We start from the raw sequence: 21,902 nt of genomic DNA, 5'->3' as shown, positions 1-21,902 counted from the left end.
GCGCCGACCGACACCATGAACGACCGCGGCCCCCTGACCGACGACGCCATCGCGTTCATCCGCGAGCAGGCGTTCCTGATCGTCGCGACCGCCGACGAAGGCGGCAACAGCGACTGCTCGTACCGCGGCCGCCAGCCGCGCGCCGACGGCTCGTTCGAGCCGCTCGTCGACGTCCCCGACCGCCGCACGCTCGTGCTGCCCGACTTCGCGGGCAACAACCTGTTCAACACGATCGGCAACCTGCTCGTGAATCCGGCCGTCGCGCTGTTGTTCGTCGATTTCGTGCGCCAGACGACCTGGCTCGTGCAGGGCCGCGCGACGATCAACGAGGATGTGCAAGGCCGCGCTCACCTGTGGCCGGACGCGCGGCGCTATGTGGTGGTTGACGTGGAACGGGCGCAGGCGCGCGCGGATGCGGCGCTGCCGCCGCTGGTGCTGGCGTGATTCACGCGATGCGCTGGACGGATCGTCGACTCGCGACGCAAACGACGATGAAACGACGCGGCGCTCCGGCTGCCGTGGCCGAAGCGCCCATGCATGGCGATACGCCGCTCAACGCCCGTGCGTTTCCGTGCAGGCCGCATCGATCCGGTTGCGCACCGGCACGTCGGCATGGGCGTGCGCGTCGGCACCGTCGCCCGCTTCCGCAGCCACCCGCCGCCCGCCGAGAAACACGAACACCACCGCCGCACACAGCACGGTGACGCCCGCCAGTCCGATCAGCAACCGGTCGAATGCATGCGCGTAACTCGCGAGCAGCGCCGCATGGCCGACACCCGGCAATGCAGCCGCCGCGCCCGCGAGATCGCCGGTCGCGAGCCGCGCGGCCGCGCGCAGCGTTGCCTCGGGCGTGCCGGCTGCGCCCGCCGCCTGTCGCAGCCCCGTCTGCGCGAGTGCGGCCAGTACCGCGCCGACGATCGCGAGCGCGATCCCTTCGCCGGCCACGCGCGTCGTGCTGAAGATGCCCGTCGCCATCCCCGCGCGCTCCTTCGGCACGACGCTCACCGACAGCCCGTCCATCAGCCCCCACGGCATGCCGGCCCCGACGCCGATCGCGAGCATCGGCGCGATCGCCGCCGGCCCCGCGCCGCCGCGCAGCGCGACGTCCAGCCACACGAGCCCGGCCGCCGCGATCAGCAGCCCGAGCCCCGAGATCACGCCGGCCGTCAGCCAGCGCGTGAGCGTCGCCGCGACCAGCGGCACGACCAGCATCGGCGCGGAAATCGCGAGCATCAGCCAGCCGGCGTCGATCTCGCTGAAGCCGTCGATGCCGATGAAGCGCAGCGGCAGCACGACGAGCAGCACGATGTAGCAGCAGCAGGTCGACACCGGCAGCACCTGCACGCCGACGAAACGCGCGATCCGGAACAGCGACAGGTCGAGCATCGGCCGCGCGACCCGCGTCTCGATCGCGACGAACGCGCAGGCGCCGAGCGCCGCGCCGGCCAGCAGCGCGATCACGAGTGCATTCGACCATCCGCGCGCAGGGGCTTCGATCACGCCGAACGTGAACAGCGTCAGCGCGGCGGTGAACGCGGCCGTGCCGGGCCAGTCGAGCCCCGTCGCGTGCGGGTCGCGCGACTCGTGCATGCGCGGCAGCCCGAAGCCGAGCGACAGCCCGCCGGCCACCGCGCTCGTCACGAAGATCGTGCGCCAGCCGCCGTGCCCGATCAGCGCGCCGGCCAGCACGGGCCCGAACGCGAGCCCGATGCCGAAGGTCGTGCCGAGCAGGCTGAAGGCGCGCGTGCGCGCCGCGCCGTCGAACTCCTGCGCGAGCGCGGCCGTGCCGCCCGCGAGCGCCGCGGCCGCCGCGAGCCCCTGCGCGGCGCGCAGCAGGTCGACCGCTAGCATCGACGGCGCGAACGCGAGCGCGACCGACATCAGCGTGAAGCCGCCGACGCCGAGCGCGAACACGCGCTTGCGGCCGAACTGGTCGGCCAGCGCGCCCGCCGCCATCAGGCAGCTGCCGAACGCGAGCATGAACGCGTTGGTGATCCAGTTCATCGCGACCGTGCCGCCGTGCAGGTCGCGGCCGATCGCGGGCGTCGCGACCGCGCCGCCCGAAAACGACAACGGCAGCGCGACGGCGGCCATGCAGACGGCGGCCAGCACCCACGCGCGCCGGCGTGCCGACTGCGTCGATGCGGCTGAAAAAGGCTGATCCATCATCGCTCCTCAAAAGGCCGGCGCGGATGCGCCGTCAGAGCGACAGACGATAAATCCGATTCAATCGAAGAAAAACCACGCGAAGTTCCGCATATACCGGACTAGAATTCCGCAATTCACTTCACCGCGCGTGTCGTCGTGCGCGCTTCGATTCGATGGAAAACCTGTCCGGCATCGTCGCGTTCGTCCGCACCGCCGAAGCGCTGAGCTTCGTCGCGGCCGGCCGCGCGCTCGGCATCTCGGCGTCGGCGGTCGGCAAGACGATCGCGAAACTCGAACAGTCGCTGGGCGTGCGCCTGTTCAACCGCACGACCCGCCGCGTCACCCTCACCGAAGAGGGGCGGCATTTCTACGAACGTTGCCAGCGGATCCTCGAGGATTTCCGCGACGCGGAAGCGACCGTGACCGCGTCGGCGCAGCGCCCGCGCGGCAGGCTGCGCGTGAGCCTGCCGGTGATCGGCTACCGGTTCCTGCTGCCGGTGCTGCCCGAGTTCCGGCAGCGCTACCCGGACGTCGAGCTCGATCTCGATTTCAACGACCGGATGGTGGATGTCGTCGAAGGCGGCTTCGACGCGGCGATCCGCAGCGGCCCGCTGTCCGATTCGAGCCTGATGTCACGGCGGCTCGGCCCGTTTGCGTTCGTGCTGTGCGCGACGCCCGCGTATCTCGCGCGGGCCGGCACGCCGCGCACGCCGCGCGATCTCGAAGCGCACGAATGCGTGCGCTACTGCTTCCCGACCACCGGCAAGCTGCAGGACTGGGCGCTCGCGGCCGCCGACGGCACGCCGGCGAAGCTGCGCACCGCACTGACCTGCAACAACATGGAAGCCCTGCGCGGCACCGTGCTCGCGGGGCTCGGCATCGGCTACATGCCCGACTTCCTCGCGCGCGACGCGCTCGAACACGGCACGCTCGTCACCGTGCTCGACGACTACCGGATCGCGCCGGGGCAATTCTCGATCGTGTGGCCGTCGAGCCGGCAGTTGTCGCCGAAACTGCGCGTGTTCGTCGATTTTCTGTGCGAGCGGCTGTTCAGGTAGCCGGGTAGCGGGCGCCTCGACAGCCGCCCCTCGTGCCGCTCATGCCGCTCGAACGGCACGCCCCCCGCGATACGGGAGCGGCCCGCGTGCGACCGTTTTCAGTCCGCCCCGATCCGCTCCGCTTCCGCCTGCGGCAACAGCGCATCGCTGTCGTCCTTCAGCCCGACGCCCGTCAGCTGGAGCCTGCGCGCATGCGTCATCAGGTAATGCAGCTTGTGCGCGGCCGCCGCGTACGGCAGCCCTTCGGGCCGCACGTTCGAGATGCAGTTGCGCAGCGCGTCGTGGCAGCCGACCTTCGGCGCCCACGTCAGGTACACGCCGAGGCTGTCCGGCGAGCTGAGCCCCGGCCGTTCGCCGATCAGCATCGCCACGACCTTCGCGCGCAGCAGCTCGCCGATCTCGTCGCCGAGGGCGACGCGCGCCTGCGTCGCGACCACCACCGGGCCGATCCGCCAGCCGTCCGCGTCGAGGCGCGGCCGAACCGCCTGCAGCAGCGGCAGCGCCTGCTTTGCGGCCGCGAACGCAGAGAGCCCGTCGCCGACCACGAACACGACATCGGGCGCATCGTCGAGCGCCGCGCCGTAACCGGCGAGCAGCCCGCGGCTGTCGTCCGACAGCTTGCGGCCGAGATCGGGCCGGCGCAGATAGTGGTCGCGGTCCGGCGCGGCGCTCTGCACGCCGAGCGTCGGCAGCAGGCCGGCCGCCTCGATCTCGCGCCGCAGCGCGTCCGAGTCGAGCGGCTGGTGCACCGCGTCGCGCGCCTGCGCGTGCGACAGGTTGAAGGCCAGCAGCGGCGCGGTCGGCAGGCTGTTGCCCGCACGGCCGAGCGCGATCCGCGCGTTCGTGAACGACTTCAGCTGGCCCCACGGATTCTTTTCGACGGCGTCGCTCATGCCGAAATCCCCATCCAGTCGTTCGCGCCCGCGAGCAGCGGCACGCGTGAGTTCGCGGCGCGCAATGCTCCGTGCGCGTCGGCGATCTCCATCGTCTCCAGCCACTCCTCGAATTCCGGCGCGCGGCGCAGGCCGAGCACCTCGCGCACGTAGAGCTGGTCGTGGAACGACGTGCTCTGGTAGTTCAGCATCACGTCGTCCGCGCCCGGAATCCCCATGATGAAGTTGATGCCGGCCGCGCCCAGCAGCGTCAGCAGCGTGTCCATGTCGTCCTGGTCGGCTTCCGCGTGGTTCGTGTAGCAGATGTCGCAGCCCATCGGCACGCCGAGCAGCTTCCCGCAGAAGTGATCCTCGAGCCCCGCGCGGATGATCTGCTTGCCGTCGTACAGGTATTCGGGCCCGATGAAGCCGACCACCGTGTTCACGAGGAACGGCTCGAACTTGCGCGCCACCGCATATGCGCGCACTTCGCAGGTCTGCTGGTCGACGCCGAAATGCGCGTTCGCCGACAACGCGCTGCCCTGGCCCGTCTCGAAGTACATGAGATTGTTGCCGACGGTGCCGCGCTTGAGCGACAGCGCGGCCTCGCGCGCCTCGCCGAGCAGCGCGAGCGAGATGCCGAAGCTCGCGTTCGCCTTCTCGGTGCCCGCGATCGACTGGAACACCAGATCGACCGGCGCGCCCTTCTCGACCGCCGCGATCGTGTTGGTCACGTGCGTGAGCACGCACGACTGCGTCGGCACGCCGTAGCGTTCGCGGAATCCGTCGATCATCGCGAGCAGCTTCACGATCGCCGCGAGGCTGTCGGTGGCCGGGTTGATGCCGATCATCGCGTCGCCGCAGCCGTACATCAGCCCGTCGAGCATCGACGCGGCGATCCCCTTCACGTCGTCGGTCGGGTGGTTCGGCTGCAGCCGCACCGACATCCGGCCCGGCAGCCCGACCGTGTTGCGAAAGCGCGTGACGACGCGGCGCTTTCTCGCCGCGGCGATCAGGTCCTGGTTGCGCATCAGCTTCGACACGGCGGCGACCATCTCGGGCGTAAGGCCCGGCGCGATCCGTTCGAGCGCCGCGCCGTCGGCGGCGGGCGACAGCAGCCAGTTGCGGAAATCGCCGACGGTGAGATGCGAGATTTCCGCGAACGCCGCCGCATCGTGATCGTCGACGATCAGGCGCGTGACCTCGTCGTCTTCATACGGGATCACCGCCTCGTTCAGGAACGCCTTCAGCGGCACGCCCGCGAGCGCGATCTTCGCGGCCACGCGCTCCTCCTCGCTCGCCGCCGCGACACCGGCGAGCTGGTCGCCGGAACGCAGCGGGCTCGCCTTCGCGAGCAGCGTCTTCAGGTCCGCGAAACGGTACGTGCGCGGGCCGATCGTCTCCGTATAGGACATCGTGCGAGTCTCCTTGCCTTGCCAAAAGCCGACGGCGCGCCCGTTCGACGGGGCGCGCCGGATGCCGTCAGGAACGGCCGTTCACCTTCACCTGCTCACTCCTCCACCAGCGCGTCGCCCGGCGCGCCCTCGCGCTGCGAACGCGTCGCGAGGAAGTACGCGTAGCCGACCGCGAGGAAGCCGACGAACACCAGCGCGACCAGCCCGTTGAAATACACCATCGTAGCGAGGCAGACGAGCGCCGCAAGGATCGCGAAGGCCGGGAAGATCGGGTACAGCGGCGCGCGGAACGGCCGCGCCATGTTCGGCTGCGTGCGGCGCAGCTTGAACAGCGACGCCATGCTCACGATATACATCACGATCGCGCCGAATACCGACATCGTCACGATATTCGCGGTCAGCGTCTGCCCGCCGAACTGGATCAGCTCGTCGCTGTAGATCGCCGCGATGCCGACCACGCCGCCCGCGAGAATCGCGCGGTGCGGGGTCTTGAAGCGCGGATGCACCTTGCCGAGCCACTCCGGCAGGTAACCTTCGCGGGCCAGCGCGAAGATCTGGCGCGAATAACCGAGGATGATCCCGTGGAACGACGCGACGAGGCCGAACAGCCCGAGCCACACGAGCATGTGCATCCAGCCGCTGTTCGCGCCGACGATGTACTTCATCGCCTGCGGCAGCGGGTCGTTGATGTTCGCGAGCTTGGTCCAGTCGCCCGCGCCGCCGGCGAACACCATCACGCCGATCGCGAGTGCCACGAGGGTCAGGATCCCGGCCACGTACGCGATCGGGATCGAGCGCTTCGGGTTCTTCGCCTCTTCGGCGGCCATCGCGACGCCTTCGATCGCGAGGAAGAACCAGATCGCGAACGGGATCGCCGCGAACATCCCGTGGAACGCGCCCATGCTGAAATGATCGGCGCCCGACCAGCCGCCCTTCATGAAGTTGCTCCACGCGAAGCCCGGCGACACGACGCCCATGAACACCAGCAGCTCGAAGATCGCGAGCAGCGTGACAACGAGCTCGAAGGTCGCCGCGATCTGCACGCCGACGATGTTCAGCGCCATGAACACGAGATACGCGCCCATCGCCGCATGCTTGGGCTCGAGGCCCGGAAACTGCACGTGCAGGTACGCGCCGATCGCGAGCGCGATCGCGGGCGGCGCGAACACGAATTCGACGAGCGTCGCCGCGCCGGCCAGATAGCCGCCGGTCGGGCCGAATGCGCGACGTGCATACGCGAACGGGCCGCCCGCGTGCGGGATCGACGTCGTCAGCTCGGTGAAACTGAAAATGAAGGTCGTGTACATCGCCGCGACGAACAGCGCGGTGACGACGAAACCCAGCGTGCCGGCGCTCGCCCAGCCGTAACTCCAGCCGAAGTATTCGCCGGAGATCACGAGGCCGACCGCGATGCCCCACAGTTGCCAGGTCCCGAGCGTCTGCTGCAGCGCGGGCTGGCCGGACGACTTGGCGCCGGCGGCGGGCCGGCCATTCGACTCTGCTTTCATCGGACTCTCTCCTCAAATGCGCCGGGCCTGGCGGCCTGCGCGACTGAGAATCGATGCTAGAGAGTCATTAAACGACGTGTTATCGAAATTCGGCAAAGATCGCGGCTGACATTTCGCTGACGGAAACGCCTGTTCCGGGCTTGTATGGCCTCCCGCTGCGCGAAAGGCACCGATGCCGGGCCCGCCCCGCTGCGACCGCCGCCGCCGGCCGCACGCAGCGGCCGGACGGAAGCTCGACGCGAAAGACTTATTGCCCGCCGCCGCGCTGGTTGAACCAGCGGTCGAGCAGCTTGCCGGCCGCTTCGCGGCCGCCGAGGCCGAACGACAGCGCCACCGCCACCGCGATCGCACCCAGCACGAGGCCGAACGCGAGCTGCACGATCTCGTTCGCGATGCCCATCGCGCGCAGCCCCATCGCGAACACGAGGCCGAGGATCGCGAATTGCGCGATGCGCGCGAACAGCACGCTGTGCTCGCGGTCGGCCTGCTCGATCACGCGGCGCGCGAGGCTGGCGAGCCACACGCCGATCACGAGGATCACGCCGCCCATCAGCACGTGGCCGCCGAATTCGATGAACAGCGTGACGACGTCGCGCACCTGCGAGAAGCCGAGCCGGTTCGCCGCTTCGACCGACGCGAACAGCATCGCGAAGAACACGATCAGCCGCGCCACCAGCACCGACGGCTGCAGCATCCCCGAGAACACGCGCTCGACGCCGAGCACGGCCGGGAGCCCGTCGGCGCCCGCGGCTTCCAGCAGCTTCTGCGCGAGCGACGCGACGAAGCGCGCGAAGTAGAACGTCACCAGCACGATCACGATCGCCGCGACGATGTCCGGCACCGCGCCGAGGAACTGGTTCAGCATGTTGGTGGCCGGCACCGAGATCGCGTCGATCTTCAGCGCGTCGAGCGCGGAGATCAGCGTCGGCACGAACACGAACACGTAGACGACCGTGCCGATCAGGCTCGACACGCGCACGGGCGTCGGGCTGTCGAGACGCTGCGTGAGTCGGTCGGCACCGGCGGCGACGAGCAGGTTCGTCACGAGGCCGCGCAGCACGCGCGCGACGATCCAGCCGACGATCCCGATCACTGCGGCCGCGAACAGGTTCGGCACGATCGCGAGCAGCTTGTCGACCATCCCCTGCACGGGCGTCAGCAGCCCCGACAGCGCGAACGACGCGAGGATCGCCGGCAGGAACATCAGGATCACGAGCCAGAACAGCACGTCGCCGAGATAACCGCTCATCGGCTGCAAGCCGGCGCCTTCGGACAATTTGTCGTCGATCTTGCTCGCCTTCAGCGCGCGGTTCGCGAGACTGCGCAGCAACGACGCGATGAGCCACGCGATCAGCGTCAGCGCCGCGCCGCCGATCAGGTTCGGCAGGTAGTTGACGATGTGGGTGACGAGCAGCGAGAACGGGTTGGAGACCGCATACAGGTTGAGCACGTTGAAGATGCCCACCGCGGTGACCAGCAGCACGAGCCAGAACAGGCCGCCGGCGATGATGCGCTCGACGCATGCGCCCTGGCCGGTGCTTTCGCTGATCCGCTGGTCGACCTTCAGCGCGCCGAGCAGACGCATCGCGCCGGCCCGCACCACGACGGCGATCAGCCAGCCGATCACCAGGATGCCGATCGCGCCGGCAATCTTCGGCAGATACCCCCCTAGCGTGGTCTGCAGCGACGTGATGAAGCTGGAAGCATCCATTTCTTCTTCTCCCGAAAACGTGGTGTTGCGATTGGACATCGACGAACTACCTGCGTACTTCGAAAAGCGTGCTGCCCCGACGGAGCAACTTACCCGAGAAAAATGACGCGATCACCCGATTTCACCGTCTTTAACTTTAGTCATAGATCGCAGAGGGGCAAGACCCCATTTCGTCAAAATGAAAAAGGGCCCGACGGGTCGGCGCGCCTGCGTATTTCCGCAAGATTTATCAATTCGCACCGTGCTACCGTGGCGTCGGTTCCTGCCCGGATACGCCGATGACCGTCGAAACGAAACCCGACCAGCCTGCCTGGGCCCGCTACGCGGCAAGCGTGGCGCGCGTCCACGAATACATCCGCGCGCACCTCGACGGCCCGCTCGACCTGAACCGGCTCGCCGAAGTCGCGTGCCTGTCGCCGTATCACTGGCAGCGGGTCTATCGCGCGCTGTACGGCGAATCGATCGTGCTGACGGTGCGGCGGATGCGGATCGTGCGCGCATCCGAGGATCTCGTGTGCACGGCGCGGCCGATCGACGAGATCGCGCGGCGCGCGGGCTACGGTTCGACGCACGCGTTCGCGCGGGCGTTTCGCGACGCGTACGGTGTGCCGCCCGCGCAGCACCGGCGCACGGGCAGCCACCGGCCCATCTATCCACTACAGAGAGGAGAGGAAGACATGTTCAAGCATGAAGTCGAAATCCGGCGGCTGCCGGAACTGCGTGGCTACGCGGTGGCGCACACGGGCGCGTACCTGAAGGTCGGCGACGCGTTCGGGCGGATCGGCGCCTGGGTCGGGCAGCACGGGCTGATCGGCCCGGGCGCGAAGATGATCGGCATTTTCTACGACGATCCGGACACGACGCCCGAAGCGCAGCTGCGCGCGAAGGCGTGTTTCATGCCGGCCGACGGCGCGCCGGACGTCGAGCCCGTGCCGCCGGTCGAACGCGCGACGATCGCGGGCGGCGAATACGCGGTGCTGCTGCATACGGGGCCGTACGCGGACCTGAAGACGGCCTACCAGTGGCTCTACGGCGACTGGCTGCGTCATTCGGGCCGCGAAGCCGCCGACGCGCCGCCGTTCGAGCTGTACCTCAACACGCCGATGGACGCGGCGCCGGCCGACCTGCGTACCGAGATCTACCTGCCGCTGCGCTGATCGAAGGGTGCGTCGTGGAGCCGTGTATCTGGACGGACCGCGACGATATTGCCGGCGCGAGCTGGCCCGGGACGATATCGGGCAGGCTGGTGCGCCGGCCGTCGAACGAAGCGCGCCGGCCGGTGCTTTTGCGCAGCCGGCACGAGCGCGCGGACCTCTTCAAGCCGCCTGCGTCCCGCAGCCGGGACAGAACCGCGCGTCGGCCGCCAGCGCCGCATGGCAGCGGCTGCAGGCCTTGCCGCGTTGCGCCGCGCCGCACTGCGCGCAGAAGCGTGCATCGGCCCCATTGAGCGCGCCGCAGCCGGCGCACGCGAGCTGGCTCAGCGGCACGTTGCCGCCCTGGCCGCCTCGCCCGCCACTGGCGTCGGCCGGCGCCTGCCAGCCCCAGCCGTGGCGATCGCGGCCGCGCGCATCGTGGCCGCCGTGTGCGTCCCGGCGCTGCCCGCCGTGATGCCCGCCTCCGCCGCCGTGGCCGCCATTGCCGTGGCCATTGCCGTGGCCGCTGCCGTGGCCACCGCCGTGGCCGCCCAGGATTCGCTTCAGAAAGCTCATCGCCCGCTCCTCAACGCGCGGCCTGCGTACCGCCGAACGCCCCGGAGGACGACAGCAGCCGCAAGCCGTTGGCCACGACGATCAGGCTGGCGCCCGCGTCGGCAAAGACCGCCATCCACATCGTGCCGAGCCCCGCGACCGTGAGGCCGAGGAACACGACCTTCACGCCGAGCGCGAAGCCGATGTTCTGCACCAGGACGCGATGCGTCGCGCGCGACAACCGCACGAACGCGGGAATCTTGCGCAGGTCGTCGTCCATCAGCGCGACGTCGGCCGTCTCGATCGCCGTATCGGTGCCCATCGCCCCCATCGCGAAGCCGATGTCGGCACGTGCGAGCGCCGGTGCGTCGTTGATCCCGTCGCCGACCATCCCGACCGCGCCCGCGCCGCCGGCCGACAGCTCCTCGACCGCCGCGAGCTTGTCTTCCGGCAACTGGTTGCCGCGCGCGTCGTCGATGCCGGCCTGCTTCGCGATCGCCTGCGCGGTATGCGGGTTGTCGCCCGTCAGCATCGCGGTGCGGATGCCGAGCGCGTGCAGATCGGCGATCGCTTCACGGCTCGTGTCCTTGATCGTGTCGGCCACCGCGAAGATGCCGAGCACGCGCGCTTCGTCGACCAGCACCACGACGCTCTTGCCCTGCCGTTCGAGCGCATCGAGCTTCGCTTCGAGCGCCGTCGAGCAGCGTTCGAGCTCCTCGACGAGCCGGTGGTTGCCGAGCCAGTAGCGCGTGCCGTCGATCGTGCCGCGCACCCCGCGCCCGACGATCGCTTCGAAGTCCTGCACATCGGCGAAGGCCGTCGTGCCGGCGTCACGTGCCGCGGCGGCGATCGCCTGCGACACCGGGTGATCGGAGCGCGCCGCGAGGCTCGCACCGAGGTGCCGCACCCGCACCGCATCGGCATCGGTCGCATGCAGGTCGAAGTCGGTCTGCACCGGCTTGCCGTGCGTGATCGTGCCGGTCTTGTCGAGCGCGAGCCAGGCGAGCTTGCGCCCTTCTTCCAGATAGACGCCGCCCTTCACGAGAATCCCGCGTCGCGCCGCGGCCGCGAGCCCCGACACGATCGTCACCGGCGTCGAGATCACCAGCGCGCACGGGCACGCGATCACGAGCAGCACCAGCGCACGGTAGATCCAGTCGTGCCACGCGCCGCCCATGACGAGCGGCGGCACCACCGCCACCAGCAGCGCGACCGCGAACACGATCGGCGTGTAGACACGCGCGAACTGGTCGACGAAGCGCTGCGTCGGCGCCTTCGCGCCCTGCGCCTCCTCGACCGCGTGGATGATCCGCGCGAGCGTCGAGTTGGCCGCCACCGCCGTCACGCGGTATTCGAACGAACCCGATTCGTTGATCGTGCCCGCGTACACGGCGTCGCCGGTCGCCTTTTCGACGGGCAGGCTCTCGCCGGTGATCGGCGCCTGGTTCACCGTCGAGCGGCCGGCGACGACCTCGCCGTCCAGCCCGATCCGCTCGCCCGGCTTCACGCGCACGACCGCGCCGAGCGCCACCTGCGCGGCCTCGATCGTGCGCCACGAGCCGTCGGCGTCCTGCACGGTCGCGGTGTCCGGCGCGAGCTGCATCAGGCCCTGGATCGCATTGCGCGCGCGGTCGAGCGACTTCGCCTCGATCAGCTCGGCAATCGTGAACAGCACCATCACCATCGCGGCTTCGGGCCACTGGCCGATCGCCATCGCGCCCGTCACCGCGATGCTCATCAGCGCGTTGATGTTCAGGTTGCCGTTGCGGATCGCGATCCAGCCCTTCTTGTAGGTGGTGAGCCCGCACGCGAGTACCGCGGCGAGCGCGAGCGCGGCCGCGAGCCACACCGGCAGCCCGGCCCACGTCGCGCCCTCGGATGCGATCGCGGCGACGCCGGCCAGCGCCAGCGGCCACCACGGCTTCGCGGGCGGCGGCGCGGCGGGCGCTGCCGGTGCGTCGGCCGACGCGGCTTCCGGCGTCATGCCGAGCGAGCGGATCGCGCTTTCGATCGCCGGCTGCGCGCCGGGCACGTGCTCGACGCTCAGCATCCGCTGCATCAGGTTGAATTCGAGCGCCGAGACCTGCTGCATCCCGCCGAGCTTCTTGCGGATCAGCGTTTCCTCGGTCGGGCAGTCCATCTGCATGATCCGGAACGCGGAGCGCACGTGGCCCGACGCGGTCGCCTGCGCGACCGGCAGCGGCGCGAGCGTCAGCGCGGCAGGCGCGCAGCAGTTGCCGGCCGCGTGGTCGTGGTCGTGGTCGTGGTCGTGGTCGTGACCGGCATGGTCGTGCTTGCCGTGGTCGTCAGAGCACGCGTCGCCGTGTACATGGGCGTTGCCTTCCGCATGATCGTGGCCATGACCCGAATGGTCGTGCGCGCCGTGGTCATGCGTGCACGCCGCGCCGTGCCGATGCGCGTCGCCGTGATCGCCGTGATCATGGTCGTGGCCGTGCGCGCGCTCGCCGCCCGCCGGCACCGCGTCGGCAACGGTCGCCGTCTGCGTGTCGCGCGAATCGGCGCAGCACGCATCGGCGCCGCCGGCATGACGGTGTCGTGGGTCGTGGGTACGCTGGGCATCGGTCATGACAACCTCCTCAATGGCTTTCAATGGCTTGACGGAGTAGAGTTAACACCCTGAAGCCACTACAAGGTCAACCCTTGCACGGGAGAAAGACATGAAGATCGGCGAACTGGCCAAGGCGGCCCGCTGCACACCCGAGACGATCCGTTTCTACGAGAAAGAGGGACTGATGCCGGATGCGGAGCGCACCGACTCGAACTACCGCAACTACACCGACGTGCATGTCGAACGGCTGCGCTTCATCCGCAACTGCCGCGCACTCGACATGGCCCACGACGAAATCCGCGCGCTGCTGCAGCTCACCGACACGCCGGCCGATCCCTGCGATTCGATCAATGCGCTGCTCGACGAGCACATCGGCCACGTCGATGCGCGCCTCGCGGAACTCACGCATCTGCGCGACCAGCTCACCGAATTGCGGCGGCAGTGCGTCGGCGAGCATTCGGTCGAGGATTGCGGCATCGTGCACGGTCTCGCGACGATGGAAACCGTCGCGCCGGCCGCAAAGCGCTCGCACCTCGGCTGAAACCCTTGTCGAATATGATAGTTTCGTCGAGAATAGTTATATTCTTACTAGATATACGATAACTATTCATGTCCGCTAGTCGCCCGTCCCCGCTCGCGCTGGCCGTCCTCGCGACGCTCACCGAAACGCCGATGCATCCGTACGGGATGCTGCAGCAACTGAAGGCCCGCGGGTACGACGAAGTCGTCAACGTCCGGCAGCGCACGAGCCTCTACCAGACGATCGACCGGCTGCTGCGCGACGGGCTGATCGCCGTTCACGACACCGAGCGCGATGGCGCGTTTCCCGAGCGCACGCTGTATGCGCTGACCGAGGCCGGGCACACGGCCGGGCAGGCGTGGCTGCATGCGCTGCTCGCGGAGCCCGCGCGCGAATTCCCGGCGTTCGGCGCCGGCCTCGCCTTCCTGCCGCTGCTCGACGCCGAAGATGCCCGCCACCAGCTCGAGATTCGGATCGCCCGGCTCGACGCCGAGCGCGAGCGCCTCGAAACGCTGCGCAACGCCGCGCAGGCCGACCAGGTGCCGCGCCTGTTCCTGCTGCAGAACGAACATGCGCTCGTGCTGCTCAATGCCGAGCTCGGATGGGCGCGCAGCGTCGTCGAACACCTGAAGATCGGCGCGCTGCGCTGGGTGGACGGCTGACGAATCACGCAGGCGGGCGGCCGGCGGCCGCAGGCAACGCCGCCGTCAAAGCACCTTGCCCGGATTCAGGATGCCGCCCGGATCGAGGGCGGCCTTCAGGCGTCGCATCAGCCCGATTTCCGCGTCGCTGCGTGTGTGCGCGAGATAGGGCCGCTTGAGCACGCCGATCCCGTGCTCGGCCGACACCGAACCGCCCATGTCCCACACCACCGCGTACACGCAGTGATCGAGCGCATCGGCGTCCGCATCGCTCATCCCGGCCAGCGACACGCCGATATGCACGTTGCCGTCGCCGACGTGCCCGAAGAACAGGCACACGGCATCCGGCCATTGCATGCGCAGCGCCGCTTCGCAGCGTTCGGCGAACACGCCGAGTTCGCCGGTCGGCAAACTCACGTCGAAGTTGACCAGATGCGGCAGCGCGTCGATCGCGAGGCCTTCGCGCAGCGTCCACAAGTCCCGCGCCTGCCGCTCCGACGTCGCGAGCACCGCATCCTCCACGAGCCCGGCCTCGATCCCCGCCGCGAGGCCGGTTTCCAGCGCCTGGTGCGCATCGCCGCCCGGTGCGCTCGTCGCGCATTCGATCAGCACCGCGAAGCCGTCGTCGCCGACAAACGGCGCCGAGACGCCCGGCGTGTGGCGCGCAACGTAGTCGTAGAACGCCGGCCACATCGCCTCGAAACTGACGACCTCCGGCAGCGTGCGCACGCGATGCCACAGCGCGATGACCGCGTCGTAGTCGCGCACGCGGCAGAGCGCCGTGGCCGGCGCGGCGAGCAACGGATGCAGCCGCAGCACCGCACGCGTGACGACGCCGAGCGTCCCCTCGCTGCCGATGAACAGCTGCTTCAGGTCGTAGCCCGCGTTGTTCTTCAGCATCCGGTTCATCGACGACACGACCGTGCCGTCCGCGAGCACGGCCTCGAGCCCGAGCACCTGCTCGCGCATCATCCCGTAGCGGATCGCGCGCGTGCCGCCCGCGTTGGTCGCGAGCATCCCGCCGATCTGGCACGAGCCGCGTGCGCCGAGATCGACACCGAACGTGAAACCCGCCGCTTCCGCGGCTTCCTGCACCGTCTGCAGCGGCGTCCCGGCGCGCACGGTCATCGTGCCGGCCGCCGCGTCGAGCGCGTCGACGCCCGTGAAGCGTTCCATCGACAGCACGACCTCGCCGCCGAGCGCGACCGCGCCGCGCGCGAGCCCCGTCAGGCCCCCCTGCGGCACGACCGCCTGGCCGAGCCGCGCGCACAGCGCGAGCGTGCGCGACACGTCGTCGACACTGCGCGGGCGCACCAGCGCACGCGGCCGCGCGCCGGCCGGCTCGTTGTAGGCGGTGAAATAACGCGGATCGATGTCGGCCGCGCGCGTGACGAGCGCATCGCCCAGTTCGGCGACGAGCACGGCTTCGAGCGCGTCACCCGACAGCGGCGTGCCCGCCGGTCCGCCGCCCGCGGCGGTCGTGTTCCGGTTCTGCATCGCGCAGCCCCGCTTACTTCGCCGAAATGTCGATATCGCCGAAATACTTCAGGCCGAGCGACTTCACCGTGCCGTCCGCCTTCAGCTTGTCGATCGCCGCATCGAGTTTCGCCTTCAGCGCGCTGTCGCCCTTGCGCAGCCCGAAGGCGATGCCGCTGCCGAGGATCCGGTCGTCGTGCACGGGCTGGCCGACGAACGAAAAACCGTTGCCGTCCGGACGCGACAGGAAGCCGCGCTGGCCGGACGGCGCGAGCACGAGCGTCGCGTCGAGACGGCCCGCGACCAGATCCGCATACGCCTGGTTCTGGTCCTGGTACGCGACGACCGCGACGCCGGCCGGCTCCCAGTGCGCCTTCGCGAAGGTTTCCTGGATCGACGCCTGCAGCACGCCGACCCGCTTGCCCTTCAGCGATTCCGGCGTCGGCAGCAGGCCGCTGCCGGTGCGCGCGATCAGCTGGGTCGGCACGCGATAGATGATCGTCGTGAAGTCGATCGCCTGGCGCCGCTGCTCGGTCGCATTCATCGCCGAGTTGATCGCGTCGAACTTGCGGCCCTTCAGCGCGGGAATCAGGCCGTCGAACGACGTCTCGACCCATTTGCACGACAGCTTCGCCGTCTGGCAGACGGCGTTGCCGACGTCGATGTCGAAGCCCTGCAGGTCGCCGTTCGGCGCTTTCGATTCGAACGGCGGGTATTGCGCCTCGAGGCCGAAGCGCAGCGTCTGCGCATCGGCGAGCGCCGCGCCGGAACCGATGGCGCACGCGAGTGCGAACGCGAGTTTCAGGGTGGCCGTGTGCTTCATCGTGATCTCCTGTGTCTGGTCGATGCGACGTACCCGTCGCCGGATGCCCGTGGCCGGATGCCGTACGGGGGGTTACAGCGAACGCAGCCGCCGCGCGCCTTCGACCAGCGTCGCGTCGTCCTTCGAAAAGCTGAGCCGGATCACGCCGGCGTCGGTGCCGTCGGTGTAGAACGCCGACAGCGGAATCGTCGCGACGCGCGCGTCGCGGATCAGGCGCAGCACGAAATCGCTGTCGCTTTCGTCCGAGAAGTGCCGGAAACGCGCGAGCATGAAGAACGAGCCCTCGCTCGGCAGCAGCTCGAAACGCGAATCGGCCAGCTCGCGCGCGAGCAGGTCGCGCTTGGCCTCGTAGAACGCCGACAGGCCGAGATAACTGTCCGGCCGCGCGAGGATCTCCGCGAACGCGAACTGCATCGGCGTATCGGCCGAGAACACCATGAACTGGTGCACCTTGCGGATCTCGTCCATCAGTTCGGCCGGCGCGAGGCAATGGCCGACCCGCCAGCCCGTTACGTGGAACGACTTGCCGAACGACGACACGATCACGCTGCGCTCGGCCAGCTCGCGGTGGCGCGCGACGCTCTGGTGCTGCGCGCCGTCGAACACGACGTGCTCGTAGACCTCGTCGGACAGCACGACGATGCCCGTGTCGCGCGTGAGCTGCGCGAGCCGCTCGAGATCGTCGGCCGAGAACACGGTCGCGGTCGGGTTGTGCGGCGTGTTGACGATGATCATCCGCGTGCGCGGCGTGATCGCAGCCGCCACTTCATCCCAGTTCACGCGGAAGTGCTCCGGCGACAGCTTGATCGCCACGGGCATCGCGCCCTGCAGCCGCACGATCGGCGCATAGCTGTCGAACGACGGCTCGAAGTAGATCACCTCGTCGCCCGGATGCACGAGCGCGCTGATCGCCGCGTACAGCCCCTCGCTCGCGCTCGCGATCACCGTGATCTCGGTGGCCGGGTCGTAGCGCGCGCCGTACAGCGCCTCGGTCTTTTCCGCGAGCCGCTCGCGCAGCGCCATCACGCCGGCCATCGGTGCGTACTGGTTGTGCCCGTCGCGCATCGCGCGCGCGACGCCTTCGACGAGCGCCGGATCGGGCGCGAAATTCGGCGCCCCCTGCGACAGGTTCAACGCATCGTGCCGGGCGGCCAGCTGGCCGATCACCGTGAAGATCGTCGTCCCGACGTCGGGCAGTTTCGAACGGGGCGCGGTGGCGCTTCGCATGACTCCTCCTTCTGATGTCCTTCGGGCGGCCCCGCGCGACGCGCGCGGCCTGCATCTGCCGCATGATTTAGCCCGAGCCAATATCGGCGGACAAACGAAAGTTCGTCATGGCGGCCATGTATTTTTCTCATGGCCCATGGAGAGAAGCACTCGGCGGCAAGGCTCGCCTGCCCGGCCGACATGCGAATCAGGCATTTCCCTAACGGGATGCTACCGGCCGGCCGCCGCCAGATAGGCGAGCAGCACGGCCCGCAGTTCATCGCGCAGCGCGGCGATGTCGAACGCGGGCCCGAGCGTCAGCAGCGCCTGCGAGAGCCCGCCGTAGCAGAGCGTGTGCGCCATCCGCGCGATCCCGTCGAGCCGCGCGGCCGGCGGCGGATCGGCCGCGTGCGAGAGCGCGTCGCGCCACAGCGCGACGTACGCGTCGTAATGCCGGCGGTAGGCGGCGAGCGGCGACACCTGCCGCTCCAGCGCGAAGAGCGCGCCCCACAGCGCCGCGTCGGCGCCGATCGCGTCGACCTGCAGGTCGACCAGCGCGGCGGCGAGTTCGGCCCGCGGCGCACCGCGCAGCCGCGCCACCGCGTCGCGCAGCCGGTCGGCCAGCGCCTGCACGTGCCGATGGATGCAGAGCGCCGCGAGGCTCTGCTTGTCGCCGAAATACTCGTAGAAGGTGCCGATGCTGACGCCCGCGACGGCCGCGATCTCGCGGATCGTCGCTTTCGCGTAGCCGCGTTCGAGCAAAAGCTGAACGAACGCCTGCTGCAGCGCGTCGGAACTCGCCTGCGCGCGCGACTGGCGCGGCCGGCGGCGCAACGCGGGCGCGGGTTGCGCCGCCGGCTGGCCGGGCGGCGCCGGAACCTGAACATGTCGCGGCGGCATATTTGCTACTCTGGAAATCAGCAGGGCATGCGTTTTACCGGGGGCCGGAACCGGCGCCGAAGCGTCATCCGTGCGGCATGACGCCGGCCGCCCGCGAAGCATGAGACCGGAGACAACCTCGATGACCGAATCGACTCACGCCGTCACGAACCAGTTCGACGAACTGGTCGACTATAACCTCTTCACGACGGACATCGCGCTGCGCGACGCGCTCACCCGCGCGGGCGCCGACTGGGCCGTGCCGCAACTCGACACATACGGCGCGTGGCTCGGCAGCGCCGACACCGCGCGGCTTGCCGACGAAGCGAACCGTCACACGCCGGAACTGAACACGTTCGACCGGCGCGGCCGGCGCATCGACCGCGTCGACTTTCACCCGGTGTGGCACGCGCTGCTCGGCCGCTACCGCCAGGAAGGCTTCGTGTCGCTCGCGTTCCGCGAGTCGCGCCGCGGCCGCTGGGCCGCGACCGCGGCCGGCTTCTACCTGCATGGCCAGATCGAGGCCGGCACGCTGTGCCCGGCGACGATGACGCAGGCCGCGATCCCCGTGCTGCAGAAGGAGCCCGCGCTGTGGGCGCTGCTGCGCGACAAGCTCTACAGCGACGACTACGATCCGCGCGACGTGCCGGTCGCCGACAAGCGCTCGATCTGGTTCGGCATGGGCATGACCGAGAAACAGGGCGGCTCCGACGTGCGCGCGAACACGACGCTCGCGACCGCCGTCGGCGCGGGCGGGCGCGGCGGCGAATACCGGCTGCGCGGCCACAAGTGGTTCTTCTCCGCGCCGATGTGCGACGCGCACCTCGTCGTCGCGCAGACCGAAGGCGGCGGTCCGTCGTGCTTCTACGTGCCGCGCTGGCGGCCGGACGGCACGAAGAACGCGGTCGAGATCCAGCGGCTGAAGGACAAGGTCGGCAACCGCAGCAACTCGAGCAGCGAGATCGAGCTGAACGACGCGTGGGGCATCATGCTCGGCGACGAAGGCCGCGGCATTCCGACCATCATCGAGATGGCCACCTACACGCGGCTGAACTGCGTGCTCGGCAGTGCGGCGATGCTGCGCCAGGGCGTCGTGCAGGCGATCGCGTACACGCGCCAGCGCCATGCATTCGGCCGCGCGCTCGCCGAACAGCCGCTGATGCGCACCGTGCTGGCCGATCTCGCGCTCGAAAGCGAAGCCGCGCTCGTGCTGGCGATGCGCCTGGCCGACGCGTTCGAGCGCGACGACTCGCCGCGCGAACGCGCCTGGAAGCGCATCGTCACGCCCGCCGCGAAATTCTGGGTGTGCAAGCGCGCGGTCGAACTGACCGGCGAGGTGATGGAAGTGTTCGGCGGCAACGGCTATGTCGACGACGACCCGATCGCGCGGCTGTTCCGCGAGGCGCCCGTCAACTCGATCTGGGAAGGTTCGGGCAACGTGATGTGCCTCGACGTGCTGCGCGCGGTGTCGCGTGAACCCGACGCGGCTGCCGCGCTGTTCACCGAACTCGCCGATCTCGGCGCGGGCGAACCGCGCATCCGCGCGGCGCTCGACGCGCTGCGCGCGATGCTCGACGCACCGGCCGACACGCTCGAGGCGTCGGGCCGCGTGTTCGCGCAGCGCCTCGCGCTCGTCGCGCAGGCGTGCCTGCTGCGCCGCGACGCGCCGGCGGCCGTCGCCGACGCGTTCGTCGCGACACGGCTTGCCGCGCCCGACTGGGGCCGCGTCGCGGGCGGCTTCGACCCGCACGCGATCGACGTCGCCGCGCTGCTGCAGCGCGCGTACCCGGCCTGACGCCCGTTCGCCCAGCCCGGTTTCCCCGTTCGCCTTCGTTCGCCCGCCCGGAGCCCCGATGAACCTCGTCGCCGCCCTCGACCGCGCCGCCCGCGCGACGCCCGACAAACCGTTCCTCGTCAGCGAATCCGCGACGATCACCTATGCCGCCGCGCGCGAGCGCTCGCACCGCGCGGCGGCCGTGCTGAGCGCGCTCGGCGTCGCGGCCGGCGACCGTGTCGCCGCGATGTGCTTCAACACGCCGGCCTTCGTCGACCTGATGTTCGGCGCGTGGCGGCTCGGCGCGACGTTCGTGCCGATCAACCACAAGCTGCAGGCGCCGGAAGTCGACTACGTGCTCGAACACAGCCGCAGCAAGGCGCTGCTGTTCGACGTGACGCTCGCGCCGGTGGTCGAGCGCATCGTGCATCCCGCGCGACGGCTCGTGACCGAAGGCGAGCTCGACGGCGTGCCGTGCTTCGACACGCTGTGCGCGACGATGGACGGCCTCGCGGGCATCGAGCCGGCCGACGGCGACATCGCGCAGATCCTCTATACGTCCGGCACGACCGGCCACCCGAAAGGCTGCGTGCACAGCCACCGCACCGTGACGCTCGCCGCGATGCAGGCGGCCCTCGCGACCGGCATCGGCCGCAACGAGCGCACGCTGATGGCGATGCCGATCTGGCATTCGTCGCCGCTCAACAACTGGTTCGGCGGCACGCTGTATGCGGGCGGCACCGTCGTGCTGCTGCGCGAATACCATCCGCTGCGGTTCCTGCAGACCGTCGAGCGCGAGCGCGTGACGCTGTATTTCGGCGCGCCGGTGTCGTACCTGCTGCCGCTCGACACGATCGACGGTTTCGCGGCGTTCGACCTGTCGAGCGTGCGCGCATGGCTGTACGGCGGCGGCCCGATCGGCGCCGCGCAGGCCGAACGGCTCGCGCGCGCGTATCGCAGCGACGCGTTCTTCCAGGTGTACGGCATGACGGAAGCGGGCCCGGCCGGCACGACGCTGTATCCGGACGAGCAGATCGCGAAGGCCGGTTCGATCGGCCGCCACGGCGGCCCGGGCGTCGACCTGCGCGTCGTGCGGATGGACGGCATCGATGCGCAGCCGGGCGAGACCGGCGAGATCTGGCTGAAGACCGACAGCATGATGCTCGGCTATCTCGACGATGCGGCCGCGACCCGCGCCGCGTTCGCGCCGCACGGCTGGTATCGCACCGGCGACATCGCGCGGATCGATCAGGACGGCTACCTGTTCATCGTCGACCGGCTGAAGGACATGATCGTGACGGGCGGCGAGAACGTCTATTCGAAGGAAGTGGAGGACGTACTCGGCGCGCACCCGGACATCGCCGAGGCGGCCGTCGTCGGTGTCCCGCATCCCGACTGGGGCGAGACGGTCGTCGCGCACGTCGTGCCGCGCGCGGGCACGGCGCCCGACGCGGACGCGCTGCGCGCGTTCTGCGGCGAGCGGCTCGCCGCGTACAAGATTCCGCGTGAGTTCACGTTCGTGCAGGCGCTGCCGCGCACGCCTACGGGCAAGCTGCAGAAGTTCCTGCTGCGTGTGCGTCGCGAAGACTAAGTATCCACGATTGCACCAGCGCA

At 69.6% G+C, this 21,902-nt stretch carries 18 protein-coding genes; 7 read left to right on the top strand and 11 right to left on the bottom strand.

The annotated features are described in order from the left end of the window. The first annotated feature begins 15 nt into the window (after window positions 1-15). On the top strand, window positions 16-444 hold the full coding sequence (locus AB3K92_RS23020) for a pyridoxamine 5'-phosphate oxidase family protein (RefSeq protein ID WP_260429873.1): 429 nt from the start codon (window positions 16-18) through the stop codon (window positions 442-444). A gap of 108 nt (window positions 445-552) precedes the next feature. On the opposite strand, the gene AB3K92_RS23015 is transcribed toward AB3K92_RS23020, so the two are convergent. Continuing rightward, window positions 553-2,166, bottom strand: a complete 1,614-nt coding sequence (locus AB3K92_RS23015; RefSeq protein WP_318826358.1) for an MFS transporter — start codon at window positions 2,164-2,166, stop codon at window positions 553-555. Between the two features lie 155 nt (window positions 2,167-2,321). On the opposite strand from AB3K92_RS23015, the gene AB3K92_RS23010 reads away from it, so the two are divergent. Further along, on the top strand, window positions 2,322-3,206 hold the full coding sequence (locus AB3K92_RS23010; RefSeq protein ID WP_021164099.1) for a LysR family transcriptional regulator: 885 nt from the start codon (window positions 2,322-2,324) through the stop codon (window positions 3,204-3,206). Between the two features lie 98 nt (window positions 3,207-3,304). On the opposite strand, the gene eutC is transcribed toward AB3K92_RS23010, so the two are convergent. From eutC to AB3K92_RS22990, 4 genes are all read right to left on the bottom strand, one after another. After that, window positions 3,305-4,099 (bottom strand): ethanolamine ammonia-lyase subunit EutC, encoded by a 795-nt coding sequence (gene eutC / locus AB3K92_RS23005; RefSeq protein ID WP_021164100.1) that lies wholly within the window; start codon window positions 4,097-4,099, stop codon window positions 3,305-3,307. Continuing rightward, window positions 4,096-5,493, bottom strand: coding sequence for an ethanolamine ammonia-lyase subunit EutB (locus AB3K92_RS23000; protein WP_318826357.1), 1,398 nt, complete (start codon window positions 5,491-5,493; stop codon window positions 4,096-4,098). Before AB3K92_RS23000 ends, eutC begins: the two co-directional genes overlap by 4 nt. A gap of 95 nt (window positions 5,494-5,588) precedes the next feature. Next, window positions 5,589-7,001: an ethanolamine permease gene (eat, locus tag AB3K92_RS22995; RefSeq protein WP_048026174.1), complete on the bottom strand. Its 1,413-nt coding sequence runs from the start codon at window positions 6,999-7,001 to the stop codon at window positions 5,589-5,591. A 247-nt stretch (window positions 7,002-7,248) separates the two neighbouring features. Then, window positions 7,249-8,712 (bottom strand): mechanosensitive ion channel, encoded by a 1,464-nt coding sequence (locus AB3K92_RS22990; protein ID WP_048026172.1) that lies wholly within the window; start codon window positions 8,710-8,712, stop codon window positions 7,249-7,251. 278 nt (window positions 8,713-8,990) lie between these two features. Between AB3K92_RS22990 and AB3K92_RS22985 the strand changes: the two genes are divergently transcribed. Continuing rightward, a complete protein-coding gene (locus tag AB3K92_RS22985; protein ID WP_369465875.1) occupies window positions 8,991-9,869 on the top strand; it encodes a GyrI-like domain-containing protein in 879 nt (292 codons plus the stop codon). A gap of 159 nt (window positions 9,870-10,028) precedes the next feature. Here the strand turns inward: AB3K92_RS22985 and AB3K92_RS22980 are convergent, their stop codons facing one another. After that, the gene (locus AB3K92_RS22980) at window positions 10,029-10,421 is read right to left on the bottom strand and encodes a zinc ribbon domain-containing protein (RefSeq protein ID WP_369465874.1); all 393 of its coding nucleotides are present in this window, start codon (window positions 10,419-10,421) and stop codon (window positions 10,029-10,031) included. A 10-nt stretch (window positions 10,422-10,431) separates the two neighbouring features. Then, on the bottom strand, window positions 10,432-12,987 hold the full coding sequence (locus AB3K92_RS22975; RefSeq protein ID WP_369465873.1) for a heavy metal translocating P-type ATPase: 2,556 nt from the start codon (window positions 12,985-12,987) through the stop codon (window positions 10,432-10,434). Window positions 12,988-13,078: 91 nt separating this feature from the next. Here AB3K92_RS22975 and cadR point away from each other — a divergent pair, with 91 nt between their 5' ends. Together cadR and AB3K92_RS22965 are read left to right on the top strand one after the other, a co-directional pair. Further along, window positions 13,079-13,510: a Cd(II)/Pb(II)-responsive transcriptional regulator gene (gene cadR / locus AB3K92_RS22970; protein WP_014895515.1), complete on the top strand. Its 432-nt coding sequence runs from the start codon at window positions 13,079-13,081 to the stop codon at window positions 13,508-13,510. Window positions 13,511-13,578: 68 nt separating this feature from the next. After that, entirely contained in the window at window positions 13,579-14,151 is a 573-nt protein-coding gene (locus AB3K92_RS22965; protein ID WP_318826354.1) for a PadR family transcriptional regulator, read from the top strand. Between the two features lie 45 nt (window positions 14,152-14,196). Here the strand turns inward: AB3K92_RS22965 and AB3K92_RS22960 are convergent, their stop codons facing one another. The 4 genes from AB3K92_RS22960 to AB3K92_RS22945 form a co-directional block, all read right to left on the bottom strand. After that, window positions 14,197-15,627 carry an FAD-binding oxidoreductase gene (locus AB3K92_RS22960; RefSeq protein WP_318826353.1) on the bottom strand — a complete coding sequence of 477 codons (1,431 nt, stop codon included), beginning with the start codon at window positions 15,625-15,627 and terminating at the stop codon, window positions 14,197-14,199. A gap of 13 nt (window positions 15,628-15,640) precedes the next feature. Then, window positions 15,641-16,429: an ABC transporter substrate-binding protein gene (locus AB3K92_RS22955; protein ID WP_048026164.1), complete on the bottom strand. Its 789-nt coding sequence runs from the start codon at window positions 16,427-16,429 to the stop codon at window positions 15,641-15,643. Window positions 16,430-16,501: 72 nt separating this feature from the next. Further along, a complete protein-coding gene (locus AB3K92_RS22950) occupies window positions 16,502-17,656 on the bottom strand; it encodes a pyridoxal phosphate-dependent aminotransferase (RefSeq protein ID WP_369465872.1) in 1,155 nt (384 codons plus the stop codon). 210 nt (window positions 17,657-17,866) lie between these two features. Next, window positions 17,867-18,535 carry a TetR/AcrR family transcriptional regulator gene (locus AB3K92_RS22945; protein ID WP_059493873.1) on the bottom strand — a complete coding sequence of 223 codons (669 nt, stop codon included), beginning with the start codon at window positions 18,533-18,535 and terminating at the stop codon, window positions 17,867-17,869. Window positions 18,536-18,656: 121 nt separating this feature from the next. Here AB3K92_RS22945 and AB3K92_RS22940 point away from each other — a divergent pair, with 121 nt between their 5' ends. Together AB3K92_RS22940 and AB3K92_RS22935 are read left to right on the top strand one after the other, a co-directional pair. Continuing rightward, complete coding sequence (locus tag AB3K92_RS22940; RefSeq protein ID WP_369465871.1) at window positions 18,657-20,309, top strand: acyl-CoA dehydrogenase family protein; 1,653 nt, start codon at window positions 18,657-18,659, stop codon at window positions 20,307-20,309. A 58-nt stretch (window positions 20,310-20,367) separates the two neighbouring features. Continuing rightward, window positions 20,368-21,879 (top strand): class I adenylate-forming enzyme family protein, encoded by a 1,512-nt coding sequence (locus AB3K92_RS22935; RefSeq protein ID WP_369465870.1) that lies wholly within the window; start codon window positions 20,368-20,370, stop codon window positions 21,877-21,879. Window positions 21,880-21,902: the final 23 nt, after the last annotated feature.

The organism is Burkholderia sp. Bmkn7 (genome assembly GCF_041103175.1).
Classification (GTDB): Bacteria; Pseudomonadota; Gammaproteobacteria; order Burkholderiales; family Burkholderiaceae; genus Burkholderia; species Burkholderia cepacia.
The sequence above is the reverse complement of the archived record's forward strand: the minus strand, read 5'-3'. Positions and strand labels throughout refer to the sequence as shown.

What these genes read in the sequence shown, in the direction of transcription:
- AB3K92_RS22980 (WP_369465874.1), bottom strand. Translation starts at nt 10,421, where the DNA reads ATGAGCTTTCTGAAGCGAATCCTGGGCGGCCACGGCGGTGGCCACGGC.
- AB3K92_RS22955 (WP_048026164.1), bottom strand. Translation starts at nt 16,429, where the DNA reads ATGAAGCACACGGCCACCCTGAAACTCGCGTTCGCACTCGCGTGCGCC.
- cadR (WP_014895515.1), top strand. Translation starts at nt 13,079, where the DNA reads ATGAAGATCGGCGAACTGGCCAAGGCGGCCCGCTGCACACCCGAGACG.
- AB3K92_RS22935 (WP_369465870.1), top strand. Translation starts at nt 20,368, where the DNA reads ATGAACCTCGTCGCCGCCCTCGACCGCGCCGCCCGCGCGACGCCCGAC.
- AB3K92_RS22945 (WP_059493873.1), bottom strand. Translation starts at nt 18,535, where the DNA reads ATGCCGCCGCGACATGTTCAGGTTCCGGCGCCGCCCGGCCAGCCGGCG.
- AB3K92_RS22950 (WP_369465872.1), bottom strand. Translation starts at nt 17,656, where the DNA reads ATGCGAAGCGCCACCGCGCCCCGTTCGAAACTGCCCGACGTCGGGACG.
- AB3K92_RS23000 (WP_318826357.1), bottom strand. Translation starts at nt 5,493, where the DNA reads ATGTCCTATACGGAGACGATCGGCCCGCGCACGTACCGTTTCGCGGAC.
- AB3K92_RS23015 (WP_318826358.1), bottom strand. Translation starts at nt 2,166, where the DNA reads ATGGATCAGCCTTTTTCAGCCGCATCGACGCAGTCGGCACGCCGGCGC.
- AB3K92_RS22975 (WP_369465873.1), bottom strand. Translation starts at nt 12,987, where the DNA reads ATGACCGATGCCCAGCGTACCCACGACCCACGACACCGTCATGCCGGC.
- AB3K92_RS22940 (WP_369465871.1), top strand. Translation starts at nt 18,657, where the DNA reads ATGACCGAATCGACTCACGCCGTCACGAACCAGTTCGACGAACTGGTC.
- AB3K92_RS23010 (WP_021164099.1), top strand. Translation starts at nt 2,322, where the DNA reads ATGGAAAACCTGTCCGGCATCGTCGCGTTCGTCCGCACCGCCGAAGCG.
- eutC (WP_021164100.1), bottom strand. Translation starts at nt 4,099, where the DNA reads ATGAGCGACGCCGTCGAAAAGAATCCGTGGGGCCAGCTGAAGTCGTTC.
- AB3K92_RS22985 (WP_369465875.1), top strand. Translation starts at nt 8,991, where the DNA reads ATGACCGTCGAAACGAAACCCGACCAGCCTGCCTGGGCCCGCTACGCG.
- AB3K92_RS22960 (WP_318826353.1), bottom strand. Translation starts at nt 15,627, where the DNA reads ATGCAGAACCGGAACACGACCGCCGCGGGCGGCGGACCGGCGGGCACG.
- AB3K92_RS22965 (WP_318826354.1), top strand. Translation starts at nt 13,579, where the DNA reads ATGTCCGCTAGTCGCCCGTCCCCGCTCGCGCTGGCCGTCCTCGCGACG.
- eat (WP_048026174.1), bottom strand. Translation starts at nt 7,001, where the DNA reads ATGAAAGCAGAGTCGAATGGCCGGCCCGCCGCCGGCGCCAAGTCGTCC.
- AB3K92_RS23020 (WP_260429873.1), top strand. Translation starts at nt 16, where the DNA reads ATGAACGACCGCGGCCCCCTGACCGACGACGCCATCGCGTTCATCCGC.
- AB3K92_RS22990 (WP_048026172.1), bottom strand. Translation starts at nt 8,712, where the DNA reads ATGGATGCTTCCAGCTTCATCACGTCGCTGCAGACCACGCTAGGGGGG.